The sequence below is a fragment of the Shewanella woodyi ATCC 51908 genome (assembly GCF_000019525.1).
Taxonomy (GTDB): Bacteria; Pseudomonadota; Gammaproteobacteria; order Enterobacterales; family Shewanellaceae; genus Shewanella; species Shewanella woodyi.
The window spans coordinates 5,227,535-5,250,172 of sequence record NC_010506.1; the positions used below are offsets into that span (position 1 = coordinate 5,227,535).

At 44.9% G+C, this 22,638-nt stretch carries 17 protein-coding genes; 5 read left to right on the top strand and 12 right to left on the bottom strand.

Going from position 1 to position 22,638, the window contains the following annotated elements; translation table 11 throughout:
- Window positions 1–71 precede the first annotated feature (71 nt).
- From SWOO_RS22155 to SWOO_RS22165, 3 genes are all read right to left on the bottom strand, one after another.
- Complete coding sequence (locus tag SWOO_RS22155; protein ID WP_012326900.1) at window positions 72–2,477, bottom strand: zinc-dependent metalloprotease; 2,406 nt, start codon at window positions 2,475–2,477, stop codon at window positions 72–74.
- 497 nt (window positions 2,478–2,974) lie between these two features.
- Complete coding sequence (locus tag SWOO_RS22160) at window positions 2,975–6,676, bottom strand: response regulator (protein ID WP_041418357.1); 3,702 nt, start codon at window positions 6,674–6,676, stop codon at window positions 2,975–2,977.
- Window positions 6,677–6,981: 305 nt separating this feature from the next.
- Entirely contained in the window at window positions 6,982–8,376 is a 1,395-nt protein-coding gene (locus SWOO_RS22165; protein ID WP_012326902.1) for a PhoH family protein, read from the bottom strand.
- Window positions 8,377–8,801: 425 nt separating this feature from the next.
- On the opposite strand from SWOO_RS22165, the gene rapA reads away from it, so the two are divergent.
- Window positions 8,802–11,708 (top strand): RNA polymerase-associated protein RapA, encoded by a 2,907-nt coding sequence (rapA, locus tag SWOO_RS22170; protein ID WP_012326903.1) that lies wholly within the window; start codon window positions 8,802–8,804, stop codon window positions 11,706–11,708.
- Window positions 11,709–11,827: 119 nt separating this feature from the next.
- A complete protein-coding gene (locus SWOO_RS22175; RefSeq protein ID WP_012326904.1) occupies window positions 11,828–12,721 on the top strand; it encodes a DUF3530 family protein in 894 nt (297 codons plus the stop codon).
- Between the two features lie 19 nt (window positions 12,722–12,740).
- Here SWOO_RS22175 and SWOO_RS22180 read toward each other — a convergent pair whose 3' ends face one another.
- Together SWOO_RS22180 and SWOO_RS22185 are read right to left on the bottom strand one after the other, a co-directional pair.
- Entirely contained in the window at window positions 12,741–13,238 is a 498-nt protein-coding gene (locus SWOO_RS22180; RefSeq protein WP_012326905.1) for a YqhA family protein, read from the bottom strand.
- A gap of 133 nt (window positions 13,239–13,371) precedes the next feature.
- A complete protein-coding gene (locus tag SWOO_RS22185; protein WP_041417832.1) occupies window positions 13,372–14,193 on the bottom strand; it encodes a crotonase/enoyl-CoA hydratase family protein in 822 nt (273 codons plus the stop codon).
- A 369-nt stretch (window positions 14,194–14,562) separates the two neighbouring features.
- On the opposite strand from SWOO_RS22185, the gene SWOO_RS22190 reads away from it, so the two are divergent.
- Window positions 14,563–15,558: a response regulator gene (locus SWOO_RS22190; protein WP_012326907.1), complete on the top strand. Its 996-nt coding sequence runs from the start codon at window positions 14,563–14,565 to the stop codon at window positions 15,556–15,558.
- A 13-nt stretch (window positions 15,559–15,571) separates the two neighbouring features.
- Complete coding sequence (locus SWOO_RS22195) at window positions 15,572–16,534, top strand: sensor domain-containing diguanylate cyclase (protein ID WP_012326908.1); 963 nt, start codon at window positions 15,572–15,574, stop codon at window positions 16,532–16,534.
- Window positions 16,535–16,605: 71 nt separating this feature from the next.
- Here the strand turns inward: SWOO_RS22195 and rraB are convergent, their stop codons facing one another.
- From rraB to SWOO_RS22225, 6 genes are all read right to left on the bottom strand, one after another.
- On the bottom strand, window positions 16,606–17,040 hold the full coding sequence (rraB, locus tag SWOO_RS22200) for a ribonuclease E inhibitor RraB (RefSeq protein ID WP_012326909.1): 435 nt from the start codon (window positions 17,038–17,040) through the stop codon (window positions 16,606–16,608).
- A 129-nt stretch (window positions 17,041–17,169) separates the two neighbouring features.
- Window positions 17,170–17,892: a 1-acylglycerol-3-phosphate O-acyltransferase gene (locus SWOO_RS22205; RefSeq protein ID WP_012326910.1), complete on the bottom strand. Its 723-nt coding sequence runs from the start codon at window positions 17,890–17,892 to the stop codon at window positions 17,170–17,172.
- A 148-nt stretch (window positions 17,893–18,040) separates the two neighbouring features.
- Entirely contained in the window at window positions 18,041–18,838 is a 798-nt protein-coding gene (locus SWOO_RS22210; protein ID WP_012326911.1) for a metal ABC transporter permease, read from the bottom strand.
- A gap of 68 nt (window positions 18,839–18,906) precedes the next feature.
- Window positions 18,907–19,818: a metal ABC transporter solute-binding protein, Zn/Mn family gene (locus SWOO_RS22215; RefSeq protein ID WP_012326912.1), complete on the bottom strand. Its 912-nt coding sequence runs from the start codon at window positions 19,816–19,818 to the stop codon at window positions 18,907–18,909.
- Entirely contained in the window at window positions 19,802–21,013 is a 1,212-nt protein-coding gene (locus SWOO_RS22220) for a hypothetical protein (RefSeq protein ID WP_012326913.1), read from the bottom strand. The genes SWOO_RS22215 and SWOO_RS22220 overlap by 17 nt, the downstream gene beginning before the upstream one ends.
- A 255-nt stretch (window positions 21,014–21,268) precedes the next feature.
- Window positions 21,269–21,559, bottom strand: a complete 291-nt coding sequence (locus tag SWOO_RS22225; protein WP_012326914.1) for a hypothetical protein — start codon at window positions 21,557–21,559, stop codon at window positions 21,269–21,271.
- 264 nt (window positions 21,560–21,823) lie between these two features.
- On the opposite strand from SWOO_RS22225, the gene SWOO_RS26410 reads away from it, so the two are divergent.
- Window positions 21,824–21,949: a hypothetical protein gene (locus SWOO_RS26410; RefSeq protein ID WP_012326915.1), complete on the top strand. Its 126-nt coding sequence runs from the start codon at window positions 21,824–21,826 to the stop codon at window positions 21,947–21,949.
- 202 nt (window positions 21,950–22,151) lie between these two features.
- Here the strand turns inward: SWOO_RS26410 and SWOO_RS22230 are convergent, their stop codons facing one another.
- Window positions 22,152–22,487 carry a hypothetical protein gene (locus SWOO_RS22230; RefSeq protein ID WP_041418358.1) on the bottom strand — a complete coding sequence of 112 codons (336 nt, stop codon included), beginning with the start codon at window positions 22,485–22,487 and terminating at the stop codon, window positions 22,152–22,154.
- Window positions 22,488–22,638 lie beyond the last annotated feature (151 nt).

The following is a 22,638-nucleotide window of genomic DNA, read 5'->3' on the forward strand; positions in this document are numbered from 1 at the left end:
TCCAATAAAAAGCTAAGAAAACTCAGAGTCCTCTTAGGCTTTTTTCATCTTTATAGCGCTTGCTATAACGGCTAAATCGGTGATCCTGGCGGCATCTTTATCGGCTCAGGGATCAATTTCACTTTAGGATCTTCCATACCCGCTTCGAGCCCTTTGGCTAACCAAGCAAAATGGGCAGCTTCATAGGCACTAGCACGTTTAACCTTACGGTTTAGCTGTTTGAGAGTGGTTTTCAGCCTTGCAGCCAGCTGCGCCTTAACTTCAGGACGAGTTTGCTTATTGTGATAAGCCGCTAATAACTCATCAATCATAACGCTATTGACCCGCATCCAGACGCCAAGCTCTCCCCCTGTCGGGATATCATTGTACAGGGTGAAGCCCAGTAACTTATCCACTAAAGCTGGAATTGACAGCTGCTCTTTATCATTCAAATATGCCTGATTTACACGGTTTAAACGCTCAGGTGCAAACAGTTGCGACAGGGTATGCCTACTTAACACTTCAGCCATTCCTAAGGGATCATTAATCACTCCAAGGCCAGAATCGAAACTCTCGCGACTGGTTTGGTAATTCCCCGACTTAGGAACTAACGCCTCTTGTAGAGATGTTGAGATAACTAACTGCTCAGGAGATAGCGTTTGCATTAAGGCCTCAAGCGCATTGAGCTGAAGTTGGGGCGCTAGATAGTGCCAAGATTCACCATCGACACTGTCAGCATAACTGTAATCTGTTCCACCGATAAATTTAGCAGCAGCGGCGATCTGGTAGCGGGTCAGCAGATAGATAGGAACAAAACTATCACTTAGCTCACCCGATGGCTGCCCCTTAAGAAGAGCTGATTGGGAAAACTCCTCTATCGCCTTGGCTCTGACTTTGCCTAAGCGAACCAGCTCAGCAACTGGGTCACTACCGTTATCCCATAAACTGGCATAGGCGTTACTGGCAGCCTTAGCACGAGAGTCTGCCTCACCGATATAACGTAAACCATCACGCTGCACCTTTTTCATTAAGGCAGTGAGCTCAGCCTGCTCCTGTGCAACGTCGGCATATTCACCATAACCATACTCAACGATATATTTGTCCCATGCACCGACGCCCACATCATAGGGAGCTGAGATATCTATGTTGCCGTCAACTAATCCAATTTTAGGGTGCGGGTAATCCATCACAGAGGCATTACCATTGGTAGAGGCCGCAAAATTATGATCAAAACCTAAGGTATGGCCTATCTCATGGGCCGACAACTGGCGAATACGAGCGAGTGAGAGTGACATTGCAGCCTCCTGAGCTGCCTCTCTATCTTCCCAACCTGCGGTCAAACCGCGAGCTATCAGATGATCTTGACGCACACGTTGACTACCCAGCGTAACATGACCCTTGATGATCTCCCCTGTTCTAGGGTCGGTCACCGCACTGCCATATGACCAGCCACGCGTTGCACGGTGCACCCACTGGATCATGTTATAACGAACATCTTGGGGGTCAGCATCTTCAGGTAGCAGCTCAACCTTAAAGCCATTGATAAATCCAGCCTGGGTAAAGGCCTCCTCCCACCAGCTTGCTCCCTCGAGCAATGCGCTGCGAATAGGCTCAGGCACACCAGGATCAAGGTAATAGGTGATAGGTTTAACCACTTCACTCGGCGCAGATCCTGGCACGACTTTTTGCAAGCGATGACGTAGCAGGTGACGCTGACGAATATCTTGATCTACCAAAGTACCGTAATCTAAATACTCATCGGAGAGATAACCACTCATTGGATGGTAGGCTCGCGGTGTGTAACCCTCATCGGGTAACTGAATAAATGAGTAGCGCATGCGAACCGACAAATGGTTTGCATCGGGCGTCACCTGAGCAACATAGTCGCCTGCTTTTTTGCTATTAAATGAGAGCAGTACATCCACATCACTGTTACGCTCAAATGACTTAACCCCCTCAGGAATAATCAAAGAGCGCTCTGGATCTAACTGATAACTTCCCTGCTTTGTCGCCTCAAGTCTCGATGAGATCCCATGGAGATCATTAATCACCAGATCGTTAATCGCCACCAAAGAGCGCTTACCATCTAAAATTTTACCGCGCCATAATACCGATTCAGCAAACGCCTCTTTGACTGCACGCAGCTCAGCACTATTGTCGCTGCTCGCTCTATACTGGGTATTTAACTGTTTTAATATCAGATAAGGGCCATGTCGCTCAAACTGTACCAAACGGGTGTAACCTAACTGCCCACGATCTAGCCCGATATCGTTTGAGCCAACTCCATGGGGCAAGCTGGTCAGCAGCAAGAAAGGTTGGTCGAGCTTATTAACCTCAAGGTAAAGATCCCCAGAGTTTTTAGCATAGAAAAGATTGGTAAACCCTGTGGCAGCCTGACTCTTCTTAATCAGTGTGGCAGTATTTTCTGATGCGGCAGTGGCGGTAACGACTGGCGCAGATAGAAGTACGGCAGCCAGCACGAGGTTAGAGGGTTTCATTTTATCTCCTTGAATTGGTCGCACAGCTTGATTATTTTTTATCGTTTTCAGCTGTATTCATAGATAGTTCCTACCTACATAATGGCGGGTTGCATTAGGCAGGTCTGTATTTTGTATCCACCATGGTAACAGCAATCACCTTAGTCTCAAGTGGTATTATTTTCATGTCGGCCTAAAACAACAAAGGGGAGATACTCCTAAGAATACTCCCCTTTTTGATCTGCTCTAGAGTGAACATTTAGCTGACTGTTATACCTATCCCACTAATAATGTTATCTTTCAGCAGGAGTTCAAAAACCAGTATGCAAGGCAAAGGCTTGAAGCTAATAGTAGCTCTATATCAAAAACCTATAACGTAGCATAAAGGGTTTTGAAACCTGCACTACGTGAGCCTCTCAGGCATTCCACTTCTGCTTTGCATTGACTCAAAAGGGAATAACCATTTCTTCATCAATGCGCCTTGAATTGAAAAGCCTGAATGGCTCTGAATTACTCACCTATTTAGTAGGATTGGTATTTATCCAATAACTTAAGGTATCAAACAGCTCATTCAACACAATAGGCTTGGTGATATGGGCATTCATTCCCGCATCTAAACTCTTCTCTCTATCACCTGACATTGCGTGGGCGGTCATGGCTATCACAGGTAGCTCTGACTGATTGTAGTGTTTACGCAGCTCTCTGGTCGCTGTTAAGCCGTCCATCACTGGCATCTGAATATCCATCAATACCGCTTCATAGTCATTATCTGCAATCATATCTAAAGCAATTTGACCATTATCAGCCACATCAACCTCATAACCTGCACTTTTTAACAGTTCAGTCGCCACTTGTTGGTTAATAAAGTTATCTTCAACTAAGAGGATTCGACCAGAAACTTCATTCACTTTCTCTTCGGTCAACTCCTTAACTGGATTGAGTTTAGGCGCATCGACAAAGGCTGAGATAATCTCATCAAAGAGTGCAGAGGCTTTGAAGGGCTTTTGCAACATGGCGTAGATATTCGATTTATCCGCATCCTCTTTTAACGGCTCTGCCGCGTAGGCTGTCATCATGATGATAATAGGGCGACTATCCAAGCGACCGTCAGCCACCATACGGTCTAGTTCTTCAATCACAGCGATGCCATCCATCTCCGGCATCATCCAGTCGAGCAGTAATAGATCAACCGAAGACTTACCCAGTTTGTAGATAGCTTCTGAGCCACTCGCCGCGGTATCAACGTCAAACTTGAAATCCTGCATGATGGTCGAGTAGATCTGCAGCGCAGTAGGATTATCATCCACCACTAAAGCTTTAAGGTTAGCTAGCTTTGCTGGCACTATCATAGGCTTAACTTCAGCCTCTTCGGCGATCTCGAAGCTAATGGTGAAGCTAAAGGTACTGCCCACTCCCATCTCACTCTGCACCTGCATAGTGCCGCCCATCATAGAGACTAAATGTTTACTGATTGAAAGCCCTAGACCTGTACCGCCATACTTACGGGTTGTCGAACCATCGGCTTGAGCGAAAGCATCAAACAGGCTCTCCTGCTGCTCTTTACTGATGCCAATTCCGGTATCACGCACCCAAAACTTAAGCGTAATACGATGATCTCGCTCACCCACATCTTCACAACCCAGCTCAATCTCACCACTTTGGGTAAACTTAACTGCGTTTGAGAGCATGTTGATCAAAACCTGCCCCAGACGCAGAGGATCGCCTTCTAGAATTAGACCTGCGGTAACAGGTGCATAAAGCAGTAACTCAACCCCCTTCTCCTGTGCTTTTAAGGCATTGAGGTCTAAGGCATGATCTAGCACCTTATCAAGTGGAAATGAGACCCGCTCCAACTCCAATTTACCCGCTTCAATCTTAGAGAAATCGAGAATATCGTTGATAATCCGCAGCAGTGATTGAGCTGAGAAGCCTGCTTTATCAAGATAATCCTCCTGCTGAGGAGTCAGCGACGTACGCTGTGCTAGCTGAAGCATACCGATAATGGCGTTCATCGGCGTACGGATCTCATGGCTCATATTTGCCAAGAACTCACTCTTATACAGGTTGGCTGATTCTGCATCCTGCTTAGCCTCTAACATCACCACTTCGTTACTCTTATGACGAGTAATATCCTTATGGGTTCCCACCATACGCTTAGGCTGATTATCTGTGGTGAACTCAACCACACGACCACGGGAGAGTAGCCAGTGGTATTCGCCACTCTTGCCCTTCATCCTAAATTCGATATCGAAAGCACCAATAGGATCGGACAAATATTCATCACGATACTCTTCGACACGAATGCGATCGTCGGGATGAATCAATGCATCTATGGTTGAGACCAGAGCCGGAAACTCATTAGTTTTGTAGCCTAACATTGAGTAGTAAGCTGGATTACAGATAATCTGCTCAGAGTCGAGATACCAATCCCACAGACCATCTTCTACCGCATCCATGGCCAGATGGTAACGCTCCTCAGATAGCCTTAACTGCTCCGCAGACTCATATTCACGGGTCACGTCACGCCATACGGCAATCAGACCCAACAGCTCACCGCGTCGGTTATAAAAAGGCAGCTTAAGAGTATCTAAGAGTACTGGCTTACCCGCCAGCTCTACTTTCTCCTGATAACGCAGAGGCGTTCGCTCAGACAGAACCCGCCCGTCTTCCGCTTTTATCCGTACCGATTGCTCCTCAGAGGTGAGTTTGATGCTCTCTTGGCCAATCATCTCACTCTCGGTATAACCAAGCATACGTTCAGCGGACTTATTACAACCTAGGTATTTGCCCTCTTTATCTTTAAATACAATCGCCTCAGGAATAGAGTCGAGCAGTGAACGAAGCAGTGCGTATTCACGCTCACGACGCTCAGTGGTCTCTTTAAGTCGCTCGGTTCGGCGGGCAACCAGTTTATCCAGACGACGATTTTGTTCGGCCAAGTGCCTTGTATATTGCTGGTTCTCTTCAAAAATACGACTCACCAGCTGGAACCATGGCTCCCAGCCTATTGTCATTCTCTCCGGTGGTTTTCTTGGCTCTTGCGAGCACCCCTCAAGATGAGTCAGTAGCTGAGAAGCAGGATTAACGAAAGAGCGGCGGGTCTGCCAATGCACTATGGTCACCAGCACAGAGAGCGCCAGTACCACCAAGATAAAGGTCAGCTCTAGTTTCTCCCAAGAATCTTTAAATAGCTCGGTCTCCTCTTGTAGGTAGAGCAGCCGCCACGGAGCATTTTGCAGAGCAACCGAGTGAATATAATAGCCGTTACGTATCAAGCCTTCGTGGGCATCGAACAGTTCAGACTCTGGAATAGAGTGAAGCTCAGAGGGGATTTTCTGACTAATATGGTACACCCGACTCATATCGGTACTGTCATCACCACTATGGGAGAGAATATTGTTCTTCTGGTCTAATAAGATCACTGTGCCCGGCATCTTAAAGTAGAGACGGATCTGCCTCGCAAGTGACGACAGTGTCATATCTAGATTGATAGAGCCGATAAACTCATCCTGCAAGTAGATAGGAACACCTAAGGTAGTCAGCAACTCTTTTTTATTGGGATCCACATAGGCTGGACTCCAAAATACAGTGCGCTGGGGGTTCATCGCTGGCGTGGCTAGCTGAAACTGGTTTTTATTAAGCAGCTCCTCTCTAAATCTCTGTTCATCGGCAGGCCAAGGAAAGTAGGACATAATCCTACGTTTTGAGATGTAGTAGATGGAAGAGGCTTTTGGGGCAGCTTCAGTTGCAACCGGAAAAGAGAGAGACAATTCAAACAACATCTCCAGCTCTTGATAGAACTTATCGCTACGGCCGTTGAGCGAGCCAGATCCTGTAATACGTCCCATGTTAGTAAAGGGTTCACCGCTCTGGGCATAACTCGGCTCTAAGGTAAAATATTGACCACTCTCATTAAACTTTTCATATTGAGGCAGTCTATCTGTACGCACCAGCTCACCGAGTCTCAAGTGATCGATAGCAACATTACGAAGACTCTTGACCGCCCGGATACTGGACTCAAGCAGCAGATCAACTTGGAGAACGTGGCGTTCTACCTGTTGCTCTCTTAAATCCATTAACTGAGTTTTTTGACGCTCGAAGAAAAACCAGGCCGTGATCAAGGCCATGATGATCACACCAATATAGGTATAGAAAACAGCGCGGTTATAGTTTTTCTGTATCGGTGACTTCAGTTGAAGATCCGGCTCAGTCGGTTTCATGCTTGGCCCTTGAGTAACACGAACTGACTCAGGCATATCCCTGCCTGAGTTATAAAATTCAATACAGGTATAGTATCAGGAAGATAGCTGATTGGAACACACTATCTGTGATAAAACAGCAAGGGGTAAACAGGGGAAGTACAGAATGTTTAACCACCTCTCACTCTTTTACCTGTTCATTACAAACCAACCAAAAACAATACACCTGTAATACCAATCATTAAATAATCTATTGCTTTGAATTAAAAAGGCCTCCGCTAATTTAAATAGCCAGAGACCCAGTAAGTTAAGTTTGACAATGAGAGTTACAAGTTCTCCTCGGCAAACTCAGCAAGACGAGAACGAACCACGCCATTAAGGTAGATATTGGCGCTACCTTCGAAGTTTTTAAAACGCTCAACAATGTAGGTTAAGCCCGATGTGACTGCGGTAAGATAGTTAGTATCTATCTGAGCTAAGTTACCACTACAGATAAGCTTAGTCCCCTCTCCCATACGAGTGATCATGGTCTTGATCTGAGAGGCAGTTAGGTTTTGACACTCATCAAGAATAACCACAGAGTTCTGAATTGAGCGTCCGCGCATAAAGTTAATCGATTTAAACTGAATATTAGCCTTGTCCATGATGTAGTTCATGCTACCACTTGGGTTTACATCATTCTTATGCAGCACCTCTAAAGTATCTGTGATGGCCGCAAGCCAAGGTGCCATTTTCTCCTCTTCTGTACCTGGTAAGAAACCGATGGACTCAGCAATCTCTGGCGTATTACGTGTCACTATTACCTTGTCATAAAGGCCGCGCTCTACCACCATTTCAAGGGCTGCCGCTATTGCTAGTAACGTTTTACCACAACCTGCGGGGCCGGTTAGAATCACCAGATCGATATCAGGATCCAGCAAGGCCTGCATCGCCATTCCCTGATAGATATTCTTTGGACGGATCCCCCAAGCATCGAGATTAAGTAACCTGTCTTTGCCCAGGTCCAACAGGTGAAGATCGGTATCATTTTTTTCAATTACCCGACCACAAAAGTTGGAGTCTTTATCCATCAGGTACTGGTTAATATAGAAATTTTCATCACCGACCTCGGCAACAGGCACTGTATGTACCGTGTGTCGTCCTTGGGTCTCTGTAGTGACATGCTCCTTTCTCTCCCAAAAATCACCATCGAATTGATGGAAGCCTTTAGTTAAGAAGCGTATATCGTCAATTAGCTGATCCGTGCGATAATCTTCAACCAATAATATGCCTGCACCTTTGGCTTTCAGGCGCATATTAATATCTTTAGTGACTAAGACAACGGTACGGGGTTCGTGAATTTTTTGCAGGTGTAGCGCAGTATTGATGATGCGATTATCGTTATTGTCCCCTGGAAGGGACGCTTGTGTCATCTCAAGTTGATGATCAGGAAAGATCGCTAGTGAGCCAGATGCGTCACCGTGATCTTCACGTCTTGGGAGCTTAACGCCCTGAACTATCTCCTCCGGGGTGGTGGTTCCTCCGAGAATATCCTCTAATGCTCTGATAGCCACTCGAGCATCCCGGCTTACATCTCGTTTTCTGTCCTTTATCTGATCCAGTTCTTCCAGAACGGTCATCGGGACAACTACATCGTGTTCTTTAAATGAATAAATGGCTAAAGGTTCATGTAGTAATACATTGGTATCCAGTACAAACAACTTTCTGTCGTCTTGTTCCATGGCGCCTCCATAATTTCCATTAAACTTTCGTTGAAATCTTGGTCGATGCTCCCCTTTAAAAGTGTGAGTTTAAGATTTTATTTCATCACCTGAGAGAGCAACTAAACAACACTCAACAAGCAGTGAAACAATTTAATCTCGTTAAAAATTAAATAAATGATAAAAATGCATATCACTTAAATCCATACTGACACTATTACAGTATAGCTTCAATAACTTAGTTGTGACTTTCTTCTTCTAAACTTTACGAACTGATATGACGATTCAATGACAAATTGCTTCCTGATATCTCACCTGTATAATTAACCATCAACTATTGGGTCGCTAGCGGCTCTAATCTCCGAGATTAGCGATCGACATAAATGCGCTTAATGTTATAACATACGCGCCCTTCGTGATTTACCCTGTAGATGAGAATATAAGTAATGCCCTTTTCCTTAGGTCAACGCTGGATAAGTGACACAGAATCTGAACTCGGTTTAGGTACTGTCGTGGCTGTGGAAGGCCGTATGGTCACCGTGATGTTTCCAGCAACAGATGAGAACCGTATGTTCTCTCGAGCCGATGCGCCGTTAACACGTGTTATTTTTAATCCGGGCGATAAAGCTGAAAGCCATGAAGGCTGGAGTTTGACCGTTAGTGAAGTTGAAGAGAAAGATAATCTAATTATCTATCATGGCATTCATGATGAAACTGGTGAGCAGGTCAGCTTAAGAGAGACCCTGTTAAACCACAATATTCGTTTCAATAAGCCACAAGACAGATTGTTTGCTGGCCAGATCGATCGCCTCGAGCGATTTGGTATTCGTTACCAGTGCCAGCAACTAAGACACAAACTAGCCACCTCAGACATGCTAGGCCTACAAGGCCCTAGAGTCGGCCTGATCCCTCACCAGCAGTGGATCGCCCATGAGGTGGGTCGCCGCTTTGCGCCAAGAGTATTACTCGCCGATGAGGTGGGTTTAGGTAAGACAATCGAAGCGGGCCTGATCATCCATCAGCAGCTACTGACCGGTCGCGCCGAGCGTATCTTAGTAATAGTACCTGACACACTTCGCCATCAGTGGTTGGTTGAGATGCTTCGCCGCTTCAACCTTAAGTTTTCTGTTTTTGATGAAGACAGATGTGTCGAAGCTTACGCCGATAGCGACAACCCTTTCTACACTGAGCAGCTGGTAATCTGCTCATTAGAGCTGCTGCGAAAGAAACGACGCTTAGATCAAGCACTCGCTGCTGACTGGGATCTTATGGTTGTCGACGAAGCCCATCATTTAGAGTGGACGGAAGATGCACCAAGTCGCGCCTACCGTATAGTCGAAGCGCTCAGTGAAGAGATCCCTGGCGTACTGCTACTGACAGCAACGCCGGATCAACTCGGTCACCAGAGTCATTTTGCTCGCCTACGCCTGCTCGATCCTGATCGCTTCTACGATTATGAAGCTTTCCTCAAAGAGGAAACCAACTACGCAGATATCGCCAGCACCGCAGATGCACTAGCAGGCAATGAGCCGCTTTCACAGGAGATAATTGATAATCTCAAGACGCAACTAGCTGAAAAAGATATCACAGCGGCAACCGACATTATTCAAGCGACTGACGCAGATGTTGACCAGCAGCAAGCTGCCCGTGATGCACTACTGCAAGACTTGTTAGACAGACACGGAACTGGGCGCGTGCTCTATCGTAACAGTCGCGCCTCAGTAAAAGGCTTCCCAACGCGTATCTTCAATCAATATCCACAGAAGATGCCGGCACAATATGTCACCGCTGCACGTGTGGGCGCCATGATGAATGGCCATCTAGATACGGCAGGGAAAGTTAAACAAGCACTAAGCCCTGAGAAAATATACCAAGAATTTGAGAGCTCAAGTGCAAGTTGGTGGAAGTTTGATCCTCGCGTTGACTGGCTTATCGATTTCCTAAAAGAGAACCGCAGAGAGAAGGTGCTTATTATCGCCAGTCAGGCGGAAACAGCCCTAAGCTTGGAAGAGGCACTACGTACCCGTGAAGGTATACAGGCGACAGTGTTCCATGAAGGGATGTCGATTATCGAACGTGATAAGGCCGGCGCTTACTTTGCTCAAGAAACAGGTGGAGCTCAAGCCCTTATCTGTTCAGAGATCGGCTCAGAAGGACGTAACTTCCAGTTTGCTAGCCAGTTGATCTTGTTCGATCTACCGTTAAACCCAGATCTACTTGAGCAGCGTATCGGCCGCTTAGATCGTATCGGTCAGAACAATGATGTCTCGATCCATGTGCCATACCTTGAAGATACAGCGCAAGAGTCTCTCATGCAGTGGTATCACAAAGGATTGAATGCCTTTGAGCAGACCTGTCCAAGTGGTCATATCCTGTTTAATGAGTTTTCAGAGTCACTGCTCAATGTCTTAATAAGCCAAGATAAAGAGGTACTAGAGCAGGTTTTAAGTGACACCCAAACCCGCTATGCAGAGCTAAAGTCTGTGATGGAGCAGGGTCGCGATAAGTTGCTTGAGATAAACTCTCACGGTGGTGAGCGAGCTAATAAGCTAGTCAATGCCTTAGCAGAGCGCGATGAAGATACCAACCTTATCGGTTCGGTGATCCGTCTGTGGGATATTATCGGTGTTGAGCAGGAAGATAGCGGCGAGAATGCCATTGTGCTTCGCCCGAGCGAGCATATGATGTTCCCAACTTATCCTGGCCTACCGGAAGATGGCATTACCGTCACTTTCGACAGAGAGATGGCGCTTTCTCGTGATGATATCGCGCTTATCACTCAGGAGCACCCGCTGGTGCAAACGGGCTTAGATCTGATCACGTCATCGGAAACCGGCACCACAAGCGTCGCTGTGTTGAAAAACAAGTCTCTGCCTGCTGGCACGATATTTCTTGAGTTGATCTACATGGCTGATGCTTCTGCGCCTAAGTCGAGCCAACTATACCGTTATCTGCCACCTACACCGGTGCGTGTCCTGCTGGATAAAAATGGCAATAACTTGGCCGATAACGTCAATTACGAGAGTTTTAATAAGCAGCTAAGCGCCGTAAACCGCCATATTGCCAGCAAGCTGGTCAATGCATCACAAGCAGTACTGCACCCTCTGTTTGCCAAAGGTGAAGAGTTTGCATCTAGCGAATTGACCTTATTGACTGAGAGCTCGCGGGCTAAAATGACCACGCAACTTAACGGTGAGCTGGAGCGTTTAGAGGCATTAAAAGCGGTCAACCCGAATATTCGTGATGAGGAGCTAGCACACCTACGCGAGCAGATGGTAGAGCTTAACGGCTACCTAGACGGAGCAGTACTACAGCTCGATGCTATACGTTTAGTGCTGGTTAGCCACGCATAATTAGTTTTACCTTGCTGTCTAAAGCCCCATAACTAAATAGTTTTGGGGCTTTTTTATTGCCTATTCGATACTCTATACTTAATCTACTCCCACAGTTGACCCATGTAAGAAGCTTTTCGATGAATCTAAGCCACGCCCTCAGTCTCCTCTTTAGGTATGTTTTATCTATAGGCGCTCTTACCTTTGCAGTAAGCAGCACAGGCTTGGCTGCTGAACCTAACTCAAGCAACTCAAAGTACAGCTACCTTCCAAGTGAGGAGGTGATCTCTATCGATGTGGGTCAACAGAAATCAGAGGTTTTGGTACGCAGTTGGATGGGGAAAAAGAAGCTAGGTGCTGCCATCATCTTCTCCAACCCTGGAATGACAGCCGATTCAGCGGGATTACAGGCTTTCTTAAGACGTGAGCTCCCCCATACAGGCTGGGCCAGTATCGCTATTACGCCACCCAACAAGGTATCCACACCTAACTTTGCCACCTCTCCTGAAGAGGTATCAAAAGCGGGTGAGGGAAACAATGACAAGGATGGTAGTGAGCGGGTACCTCAATACTCGAAGGAGCAGTGGGTCAAGATCAGAGAAAAGCAGGAGGAGTTTATTGTCAATACAATGAATAAGCTCGATGAGATAGGCTCCCCCTACCAAGGTAAGCGAATTCTTATCACCACAGATCAAGGAGCCGGATTTGTTATCTCAATGCTGAGTAAGAGTAAGCTGCCTAAACCTGACATATTAGTGCTCATCAATCCCTTTATGAGCACTAAAACAGAAAATATGGCGCTACCTAAACAGCTGGCTGAACTGGATATTCCAATACTGGATATTCAGTCTTCAGATGGTCATTATGCGTCTCAAGAGACCGTGACTGAGCGCCGGTTACTCTCCCCTCACAATGAGCCCTATCGCTATAGTCAACAACTGATGCAGCTTAACCTGAATCAGGCTGGCGCCTGGCAAACCTGTTTAGATCTAATAGAGGCCTTCGCCCACCGTATCAATAAAGCTTACCCATAATCTCAACCAACTACTACGATTACTTTTTATCTTTAGTGAGCATCAAGGCTAAAGCCACAAGCACGATAATCACTCCCATATAGAGAAGTTCTAGCATGCTTTGGGGCTTCATCTCGATAAAATAGGAGAACAGTTTGATGATCAGCATCATCAAGATCACTTTACCGAGTTTACTCTTAAGAGAATCGATACTGCTGATAACCAAGATCTTCCCGGCAGCCTTGCTCTTCTCTGCAACTTCTAAATTGTTGATAAAAAGTTCATAGAGGCCAAAGGCAAAAATCAATAATACCGCTCCAAGTAGGAAGGTATCTAAGATCTCAACCACCACCATAATCAGATCGTTTCTTACCTCATGGCTACCAGTTAGAATATAACTCCAGATAAGATCCAGCATATGAATCACATCTTTTAAGCCCATGATAAAGATGACAAATGCAGCGACAATACAGGCTAACACGCCTAGCATAACTGAGAGTCGGCTGCTCCATAGCACGCGCTCAAAAAGGTTTCTCATAAGTAAAACAATCCATGACAGAGTAAAATTGAGCCGATCTTAATCACTATTATCTCTTTGACCATAATCAAACAAAAAGAGTGTGATCTAGCTCACTACCAAAGCGGTGTTAATTCAGTTAGGTAATGAATATTCACCAGCCAGATTGGCGAATTAGGTACTCAGACTTAGGTTCAACTCCCTTTGCATCTTGGCTGTTTCGCTTAGCAGCAATGACTCTATTTTTCCCCATAAGCAGCCGAATCTGACTGATTGACTCCCGAGACAAAAGCCGCCTGACACTGGCAGTCCAGCTCTTGTTAATACTCATCTTAATGGCGGCATTGGCATCGGGAGAGGTACAAATAATCTCTTCGGCTAACTCTTTGGCTCTTGCCATAGGCGATTGAGCAACCTCTGTCACTAAGCCGACTTCAAGGGATTCCTGCGCTGACAGGACCTTAGCCGTCATGGTCAGTAACATAGCTCTGTCTTTACCTACTAACTCCCTCAGTGATATTAATCCCGCCATATCAGGAACCAGCCCCCATTTGGCTTCCATAATCGAAAGTTTAGCCTCGGGAGACACAAGCCTGATATCTGCACCAAGTGCAATCTGCATCCCACCACCAAAGCAGCAGCCCTCAATAACAGCAATCACAGGTATTGGCAACGCCCGCCAACCACAAGAGACCCTTTGAGCAAGATTGGCATTACCTGGTAACCACTTAAAGAGTAACCCAACAGCTTGTAAGGGGGAGTTCATTACGCTTTTTACATCAAGTCCCGAACTGAAGTTACCCTCGGCGCCTGATAAAATGACTAACTTAACCGTACGATCTTTTTTCAGCTCAGAGATAACACCGTCTATCTCTTTAAACATCTGATAATTAATTGCATTATATTTGTCAGGGCGAGTCAAGGTAACGTACGCAACTCCCTGCTCTCTGACTATTTTTACAAACTCCCGGCTCATCACACTCTCCCTATTAACACTGGTCAGTCCAGAAGCAAGATTAACATATTTGGCATATTTAACTAATAGAGATAACATACAAAGAAAGTTTGACTATCGTCAAAAAAATGACATTATAATTAAGCCTTTCCGGTCATGGTGATAGACAATAGTGAGATCGAAAATGACAAAATACTTGTCTTTTCAAATTTTTTGTCCATAAAAATAAAATAACAGCGACGTTAATGAGAAGAGATTTATAAGATTTCACTTAGATTGAACTCTAAAAACAAAAACAAAAACTGCAATATTTTTCATCGATTGAACGGGCGAGTTCACTAATAAGTGTTATCTTTGAATATATGGGCAGATTAGGATGTTAATAGAAAAATGCCAATCCCAGTACTCATATGTGATGATTCAGCGCTTGCCAGAAAGCAGATGGCCAGAACACTCCCTAAAGAGTGGGAGGTCGATATTACCTTTGCTAACAATGGTGCAGAGGGGATCGAAGCAATTAAAGCCGGTAAAGGCGAAGTGGTCTTTCTCGATCTCAACATGCCTGTTATGGATGGCTATGAAGTTTTAGAGATCATTCAAAGAGAAGATCTCCCAGCCCTCGTTATCGTTGTCTCTGGCGACATTCAGATCAAGGCACATGAAAGAGTTAAAGCACTAGGTGCTTTAGACTTTATTCAAAAACCTGTCAGTGCCGATGCCATCAGTAATATTCTTCAAGAGTATGGGATCTTAACCATAGCCCTAGGTGAAGGCGTTGCTGATAGTCCAATGATCAAGGTTGATCTACGTGATGCCTGCCAAGAGATCGCTAATGTGGCGATGGGACGCGCTGCCGATCTGCTCGCCAAACTACTTGATGTTTTCGTTCTACTCCCCATCCCCAATGTGAATGTTCTCGAAGTGAGCGAGCTCACTATGACGCTAAAAGCCACAGAGGAGCACAGTAAAGTCTCTGCTCTGTGTCAGGGCTTTATTGGTGCAGGCATCGCGGGAGAAGCACTGCTGCTATTCCATGACTCCTCATTTAAAGACATGGCAAAGCTCATGGGACTGGCGAACCCAGAAGATACAAACACTGAGATGGAGGTGATGATAGATACAGGCAATGTATTGATCGGCGCTTTCCTCAACGGCATCTCTGAACAGCTGCATATGAAGTTCAGTCAGAGTCACCCTGTTGTACTAGGTCGTCACTGCACCGTAAACGATCTTATCCATGATAATTCAGAAAAGTGGTCTAGAACATTGGCGATGGAGATAAACTATCGAATTGAAGATCATGATATTCAGTGCGATCTTCTCCTACTGTTTACTGAAGACTCACTACCGACGCTTAATTTTAAGCTCGGCTACCTGTTAGAATAAGTTGGATTAGTTTATGTCACATGACCAAAGCGCAATGAACGAACTCCACTGGCTGATCGATATGGTTCAGACCATTGAGGTCGGCTTAGTCGTCCTTGATAAGAACTTTAATATCCAGCTTTGGAACGGATTTATGGAGAACCACAGCGGCGTCTCTCCTAACTCCATTAAAGATAAAAACCTGTTCGAACAGTTCGACGATCTCCCATCCACTTGGCTAAAACAGAAGATGGAATCGGTATTTCTTCTTAAAAACCGAGCCTTTATTAGCTGGGAGCAGCGTCCATACATCTTTAAGTTTAAGAACTACCGCCCTATCACAGGCCGAGCAGACTTCATGTACCAAAATGTCACCCTGCTCCCACTCTCATCACTGACGGGTCAGATCACCCATATCAGTATGATCGTCTATGATGTTACCGATGTGGCTATCAATAGATTGCAGCTCAAGGGCGCCAATGAGCGTTTAGAGTACTTAAGTCAGACCGATGGACTCACCCAGCTGCATAATCGTCGTCATTGGCAACAGTGCATGCAGAGAGAGTTTGACAGGCATGCTCGATACGGCGATGAAACCAGCTTAGTTATGTTTGATATCGATGACTTTAAGAAAGTAAATGACAACTATGGCCATACTATTGGCGATAAAGTGATTCAACATATCTCTCATCTCCTAAAGCAATCTTTACGAGAAACCGATTGTGCTGGCCGTTACGGTGGTGAAGAGTTCTCTGTGGTACTTGCTAAAACTTCAGCAACAGATGCACTTCAATTTGCAGAACGACTGAGGAAGAAGATAGAGGAGACCGCGCTCGTCTATGAAGATCAAACCATTAATGTCACGGTCAGCATCGGAATATGCGATATTCAAGATGAGTTAGAGAACAGCGGCCAGTGGCTTAATTGTGCCGATGAAGCCCTCTATACCGCCAAGGATACAGGCCGAAATAAATGCGTTATCTATAAGCAGAAATAACTTTATCTACCATTGACTCCCAATAAAAATGCCCATCAAGATGGGCATTTTTATTTATAATTCAATCTGTTTTAGTGAAGAGGTCTTTTGACCTGTTCTTCGAAGCCATCATCATCGTCTTCAAAGTCATCTTCACGGATCTCCATCCCATCTTCATCGATAAAATAGGTACCCCATCCGTCATAATCCACCTTCTGCTTAGCGGCAAGTAACAACAATGACTCACATGCCTTATCCAGAAGTTCAACATCTAACAGATGATTAGCGATAGCATCGAAACAGTAGATAACTGAGCCATCTTCAAGTTCCATCTCTTCAGCATCACTCACTTCAAACCCTGCCTTAAATGCATCGACAGCCGCTTTTTCTAAGCGATCAAAGTTGTTCGATGAGAAGTGATGTTCAATTGTGTACTCAGCATCAGGGTGAGAACCATCACCTAAGATAGCGCTTACTATCTCCTGATTTTCCTGCTTCTGCGCCTTAAGTAAACGATCAATTGACATAGATAACTCCCAATAAAAAAATCTGCAGGGATTATACACCCAAGATAAACCACTTCAAGCTTGCATTAGCAAGTACAGACACAAAAAAGCCCCCATAAAATGGAGGCTTTATCACTAAACTGAACTGGACTACTTAGCCATTAAGGCGGAGGCTTCCTGATCCAGCTGAGTTAACCGAGTCGACATCATTGAATGGATACGCTTGGATAACTCTTTCACCTGAGATTTAGCTAACCCCTTTGTTTCAATGGGCTCCATCATCTCAATAATCACCACGCCATTATTCCAGCGATTTAGCTTAATATGACCTTGATTAGATGCCAATACAGGCACCATAGCCACACCAGCTTCTATAGCAGTGTGAAAAGCCCCTGACTTGAATGGCAGCAGACCTTTACCACGAGAGCGAGTGCCTTCGGGGAAGATCCAGATAGAGAGACACTTGTCTTTAATCTTTTTGGCGGTTTGCGCCATAGTTTCAAAGGCTCTACTACGGTTCTTTCTGTCAATAAGGATATTACCTGACAACCAGTAGATTTGACCAAAAAATGGAACCCAAGCCAAACTCTTCTTGCCTAAACTCACAGTTCCTTTAGGCACTGCTGCTGTGTGGGTAAACATATCAAAATTATTTTGATGGTTTGCCAAAAACACACAAGGCTCAGTTGTCGCTACGTTTGCTTTACGTACAATAACCTTAATGCCTAACACAGGTGCGGCGTAGGAGAAAATTTTAGCGAACATGTGTACATTGTCACGATGTCTTGGCCTAATTAAACAAAAAAGACCACCAAAAACAAATGCTAGCAGTAACATAACTGCTAAAACTAACGATCTAAGGATTAAAAGCACAACTCACTCCCTCGGTACCAATGGCGACAGTATAGCCAGCAAGATGATACGACTCAATAAAATGTTTTTACACTTGTAGCCTGAACGTTTATTACCCATCAGCATGGTCAAGCACTAGGGAGTGTAGTCGATCAATATTAACCTTGGTTTAATTCCGGATTAATTTTTCTTGGTCTCTTTTCTGTGGCTGCGCTTTCCTACCCAAAACGAGTCTAAACAGAATCGTACTTATCGCCAAAGTGGCAACAATTGCCGCCCCACTGGGAAGATCGAAACTCGCAGACAGCACTAAACCTGAGATATAGCCAACAAGTCCGACAGCATAAGCGGCAGGTAACTTGAATCTAGCGTGGTATTTATTCACTGCCAAAGCTGGCAAAATCAAAGTACTAAAGACTAAATAGACCCCGACTAACTCAACAGAAAGAGTGATCACTAAAGCAAACATGATATAGAAACCACGCCCATCTAGCAGAGCAGGTTTAATGGAGATAAGCAGTAAAATACAGGCAGAAACACTCGCTGGCAGTATAAGTTGAGACCAGTTAACCCAGAGGATCTGACCCGACATCAGTTGCTTCAACATCTCCGCTCCATGGGGATCATTTGAGAGCAATAACATCGCACCCACAGCCGCTAACACATAGAAACAGCCAATAATTGCTTCTAACTCATCAGCCATTCGCTTCGACAACCAAGCGATAAATCCAGCGCCAGCAAGGGCAAATAGTGCAGGCATCCACACGTGAGAATAGGGCAAATGTTCAATATCGTGGTTAAGGTGAGCCACAATTGCACCTAAAGCTGCAACTTGAGCGATAGCCAGATCGATAAAGATAATGCCACGTTTCAACACTTGCTGACCAAGCACCACATGGGTAGACAAAACCAAAATCCCCGCAACAAAGGCGGGGAATAGGATTGAGAGTAAGTCAGTATCAAACATAATAAATACTCATAAAGTAAGTAGAGTCAATCTCGGCCCTAGATAGCGCCGAGATCTACGCTAAGGGCTTACTGTTTTAAATTTAACAGCAGATCAATGACACTGTCATATAGACTGAACAGGTCTTGACTCTGGCTGTTGCCACCAACTGACATAGGTAAAACAACCACAGGTAGATTAGCACGCTCCCCCAGCCACTCTGCGCCTCGCTCGCTCTGATAAGAGGCAACAATAATCGCCATCACATCACCAACTTCGGTACGTTTAAGTAAGCTTGCAAGGTGACTACTGCTAGGTGGTAAGCCAGGCTTAGGCTCCAGATCTCCAACTTGCTCGATACCAATCCAGTTAAATAGATATCGAAAGTTAGAGTGGTAAGCGATAACTTTCTTACCCTTTAATCGTGCAGCTTTCGCTTCCCATTGAGGGATAGCTTGATTCCATTTAGCGCTAAACTCACGTAAAGCGGATTGATATTGTGCTTTGGAGTCAGGGTCGAGGGAGATAAGCTTCTGACTCAAGGCTTCAGCGACCTTTAAAACTCTCAGTGGAGAGAAGTGAAGATGCGGGTTTCCCTGGGCATGAACATCTCCCATGCTGCGATCTACTGATGCCAATTTATCTAAAGCATCGATATGATCAGCGGCAAAAAATAACCCTTGATCCGTCGATCTCACCTTGGCATTAGATGACTTCATCTGCAACATGGGCAACCAACCAACCTCCAGATCTGCACCGGCACAGATAGCAAGATCGGCCTGTCGCATCTTAGCAATTAAACTCGGTCTTGCCTGAACCTGATGGGGATCTTGCATCGCCGTCGTGGCCGAATAGATCTTAGCATCCGGTGCTAACTCTTTCGCCAAAGCAGCATATTCAGGTTCACAGGCAAAAATATTCAGCTCGGCACTCGCTAGACTCGTATAGCCTAAGGTGAGCGCAAGCGCAGCTACTTTAGCTAGATTAGAATTGATGCGCACCGTGAGCCCCCAGAGTCATAACATATTGAAGAGTGATGACGTTATCATCTTCGATTCCGTCAAAGTTAGTGCCTTTCTGGTTAGTATACTGCAGACGAACTGTAGAGAAGTGGCTGTGATGCCAAGCTAAGCTAGCTTCAGTCTCTTTCAGCTTTTGAGCATGAAAGTGATCACCATGCATCTCTTGAGTTTCCACTTCACCATAACGTAGACCCGCAGACCAATTAGGTGAGAACTGGTATACCCCACTTAAATACCAACCTTGTTGATCATCAACACCTTGCCCCACTTCATGCTCGTGATCGGGCTCATCGTGGCCATGCTCCTCCAGTGGCGTAAAATCAGTGACCTTAAAATACTCACCACTTAGCGTAAGGTGTTGATATTTATAGTTACCATTAGGTGCCCATTTATAAACAAAATCAGCTATATAGGTATTTTCACCTGTATACTGGGCGCTATGGCTATGTTCATGACCATGGTCATGTTCACTCTCTTCCTCTTCATGACCATCATGCTCCTCGGCTGCAGTCATGCGTCCATTTTCATTACGCATATAACTCAATCCAGCCTGCCAAGAACCATTGGCCCCAATATCACCACCGAACTTAGTATAAGCAGTGTAAACACCTAGCTCCTCATACTCACGCTCGTTATGTTCATCGGCGGCGCGCATGCTATCACCTTTAAATGCCTCGACTCCCATCGCCCAATAGAGATCTGTCGGTGCAACATAATTAAAACGAACACCATCATCAAAATAGTGGCTGCCTAAGAAGGCGCGATACGCCGCGGGTCTGTCAGAAAATGCATCTGTGTGTACGTGCTGATTGTTCAGATAACCCACATCGGAAAGGAAACGACCTGCACGAATGGAGAATCCACCAGGCATAGCCAGAGTTTGAATAAAGGCTTCTTCAATTCCTAGCTCAGTTTCACCTTCATGTATCTCAACAACGGCGGTTAACTTACCGTAAAACATATCATCGACATTGGCGCTCAGGGCTAACTCGGTATGCCCTAAACCAAAACCTTCAACACGCTCTGCCATAGGGCGCTCGGTATTTTGATAGTAACCGTCAAGTACGGCACTAATCGCTGGGTTTGTCAGTGTCGGATTTTCAGCAAAAGCTGAAGTAGAAATTAGTGCACAGGCAGCAGCCACGTGTGATACGCGAAAATTAGTAACTCTCATTTGTTTCTCCAAAATACAGCCATTCTCTGTTCTCTTTGGAACAGTGAATAAGATCAAAAACTTAAAATAGTTAATCGATAGTTCTAAATCATGTAATTGATATCAATCTGGCCAGAGAATATTAGATACGCCCAGCTAGCACTCCAGATAATAGGATTGCCGAGCACAGTCACTCATCTACAGAATGACTCTCTTTTCTAAGTCAGCCATAGGCAAACAGAAATAGAGCAGATCTAAATTCACTGAAAATTGATATTAAGCTGGTACTGGAGGCGCGCGGCTGTTGAAAAAGCTGGTATGTTGAGAAGGCTTTTCATCGAAATTAACTAGGCTCACTTCAAAGGTTTGAAGACTCACAGCCAGGCCAAAATGGTGAGTAGGGAGTAGTTTGTTTAGCTGATGTTTATGAAAACAGAGCGTACAGTGATTCTGTGCGCCACCATCATTGATATGTTCAACACTATGAGCAGAAGCGGCAAACGACAGGCAGATCAATAGGGCTGAAAGCCATATTGCTATACCTCGTCTAACACTACTTTTGACCATAAAAAACACCATCAACACTAAAACTAAACAAAAACGCGTTCAATTTGATACAAACGCTAACCTAAGTCAAGTTACACCTATAATAAAAATAGTTCGCATTTACCATTAAATTTAGCTGATAACCCTGATATAAACAGGACTAAGGTCACTTTATTTCTCTTTTAAATTAATACTGACTTAAGGACAGATGACTAAAATTAACACATAGCGTCCACCAATTCATACCTATGGTTTAACCACTCAACCTAGATGGAGTAATGTAAAATGTTAGAGTTCCTACGTGAAAACGGCAAAATGATCATTTGGACAACGCTTTTCTTCATCGCGATTGGCGGTGGGATCTACTACGTAGATATGGCACTTGAAGCGCAAGTTCAGGTTATCGAATAAGCGATAAGATACTTTTCAGATAGTCAGGTCAGAGAGCGCCGATATTGAGCTTAATATTACATAATATAAATGTCATTAAGCTAGGCGCTTTCAGTTAAGTCGCTGGGCTACCAAGGTAGACCATTGAGATTGATTTAAATTCGCTAAAGATAAATGCACTCATCTCCTTCAATAGTTTAGAGGCATAACCCTTGCTCCTATGCTAACGATATTTTTGCCTATGCTCACTATCATCAATATCAAGTTTCTCAGGTGCTTCGACCACTTTTAAATGATCCATCATATGGCTAACCAATAAGACCATCACAGCTAAAATTGCTATCGGCGTGGTTAAATTACGCATCTCAGGCGTAAAATAGCCATAGCCCAGTGCCACAACGGCAAGATAAAAACCTAACATCTTAAACCGAGACAGCAGAGGGCTCTTACCTAGCCAAGCATCACAATGGGGACATTGGAGTTGTGCACCAAAGCCTTTACCACGCTGATTTTTAACAGCATTCACACCAAAAAATTGACTACAATGGGCACACAACACAGCTTGACTCTCTTTAGGAACTTGCGGAATAAGCGTGAAGTTTAACAGAATATTCAAAAGAAAAATTATTTATACATTTTGCTAATAACCCCTATTGAATAAGGGAATTTACACTAAGCTGAAGTGGGGATAAAATAGCGAAAATTTTTGT

What these genes read in the sequence shown, in the direction of transcription:
- SWOO_RS22210 (WP_012326911.1), bottom strand. Translation starts at nt 18,838, where the DNA reads ATGTTTGATACTGACTTACTCTCAATCCTATTCCCCGCCTTTGTTGCG.
- SWOO_RS22155 (WP_012326900.1), bottom strand. Translation starts at nt 2,477, where the DNA reads ATGAAACCCTCTAACCTCGTGCTGGCTGCCGTACTTCTATCTGCGCCA.
- SWOO_RS26410 (WP_012326915.1), top strand. Translation starts at nt 21,824, where the DNA reads ATGTTAGAGTTCCTACGTGAAAACGGCAAAATGATCATTTGGACAACG.
- SWOO_RS22160 (WP_041418357.1), bottom strand. Translation starts at nt 6,676, where the DNA reads ATGAAACCGACTGAGCCGGATCTTCAACTGAAGTCACCGATACAGAAA.
- SWOO_RS22180 (WP_012326905.1), bottom strand. Translation starts at nt 13,238, where the DNA reads ATGAGAAACCTTTTTGAGCGCGTGCTATGGAGCAGCCGACTCTCAGTT.
- SWOO_RS22220 (WP_012326913.1), bottom strand. Translation starts at nt 21,013, where the DNA reads ATGAGAGTTACTAATTTTCGCGTATCACACGTGGCTGCTGCCTGTGCA.
- rapA (WP_012326903.1), top strand. Translation starts at nt 8,802, where the DNA reads ATGCCCTTTTCCTTAGGTCAACGCTGGATAAGTGACACAGAATCTGAA.
- SWOO_RS22185 (WP_041417832.1), bottom strand. Translation starts at nt 14,193, where the DNA reads ATGAGCCGGGAGTTTGTAAAAATAGTCAGAGAGCAGGGAGTTGCGTAC.
- SWOO_RS22195 (WP_012326908.1), top strand. Translation starts at nt 15,572, where the DNA reads ATGTCACATGACCAAAGCGCAATGAACGAACTCCACTGGCTGATCGAT.
- SWOO_RS22190 (WP_012326907.1), top strand. Translation starts at nt 14,563, where the DNA reads ATGCCAATCCCAGTACTCATATGTGATGATTCAGCGCTTGCCAGAAAG.
- SWOO_RS22225 (WP_012326914.1), bottom strand. Translation starts at nt 21,559, where the DNA reads ATGGTCAAAAGTAGTGTTAGACGAGGTATAGCAATATGGCTTTCAGCC.
- rraB (WP_012326909.1), bottom strand. Translation starts at nt 17,040, where the DNA reads ATGTCAATTGATCGTTTACTTAAGGCGCAGAAGCAGGAAAATCAGGAG.
- SWOO_RS22165 (WP_012326902.1), bottom strand. Translation starts at nt 8,376, where the DNA reads ATGGAACAAGACGACAGAAAGTTGTTTGTACTGGATACCAATGTATTA.
- SWOO_RS22175 (WP_012326904.1), top strand. Translation starts at nt 11,828, where the DNA reads ATGAATCTAAGCCACGCCCTCAGTCTCCTCTTTAGGTATGTTTTATCT.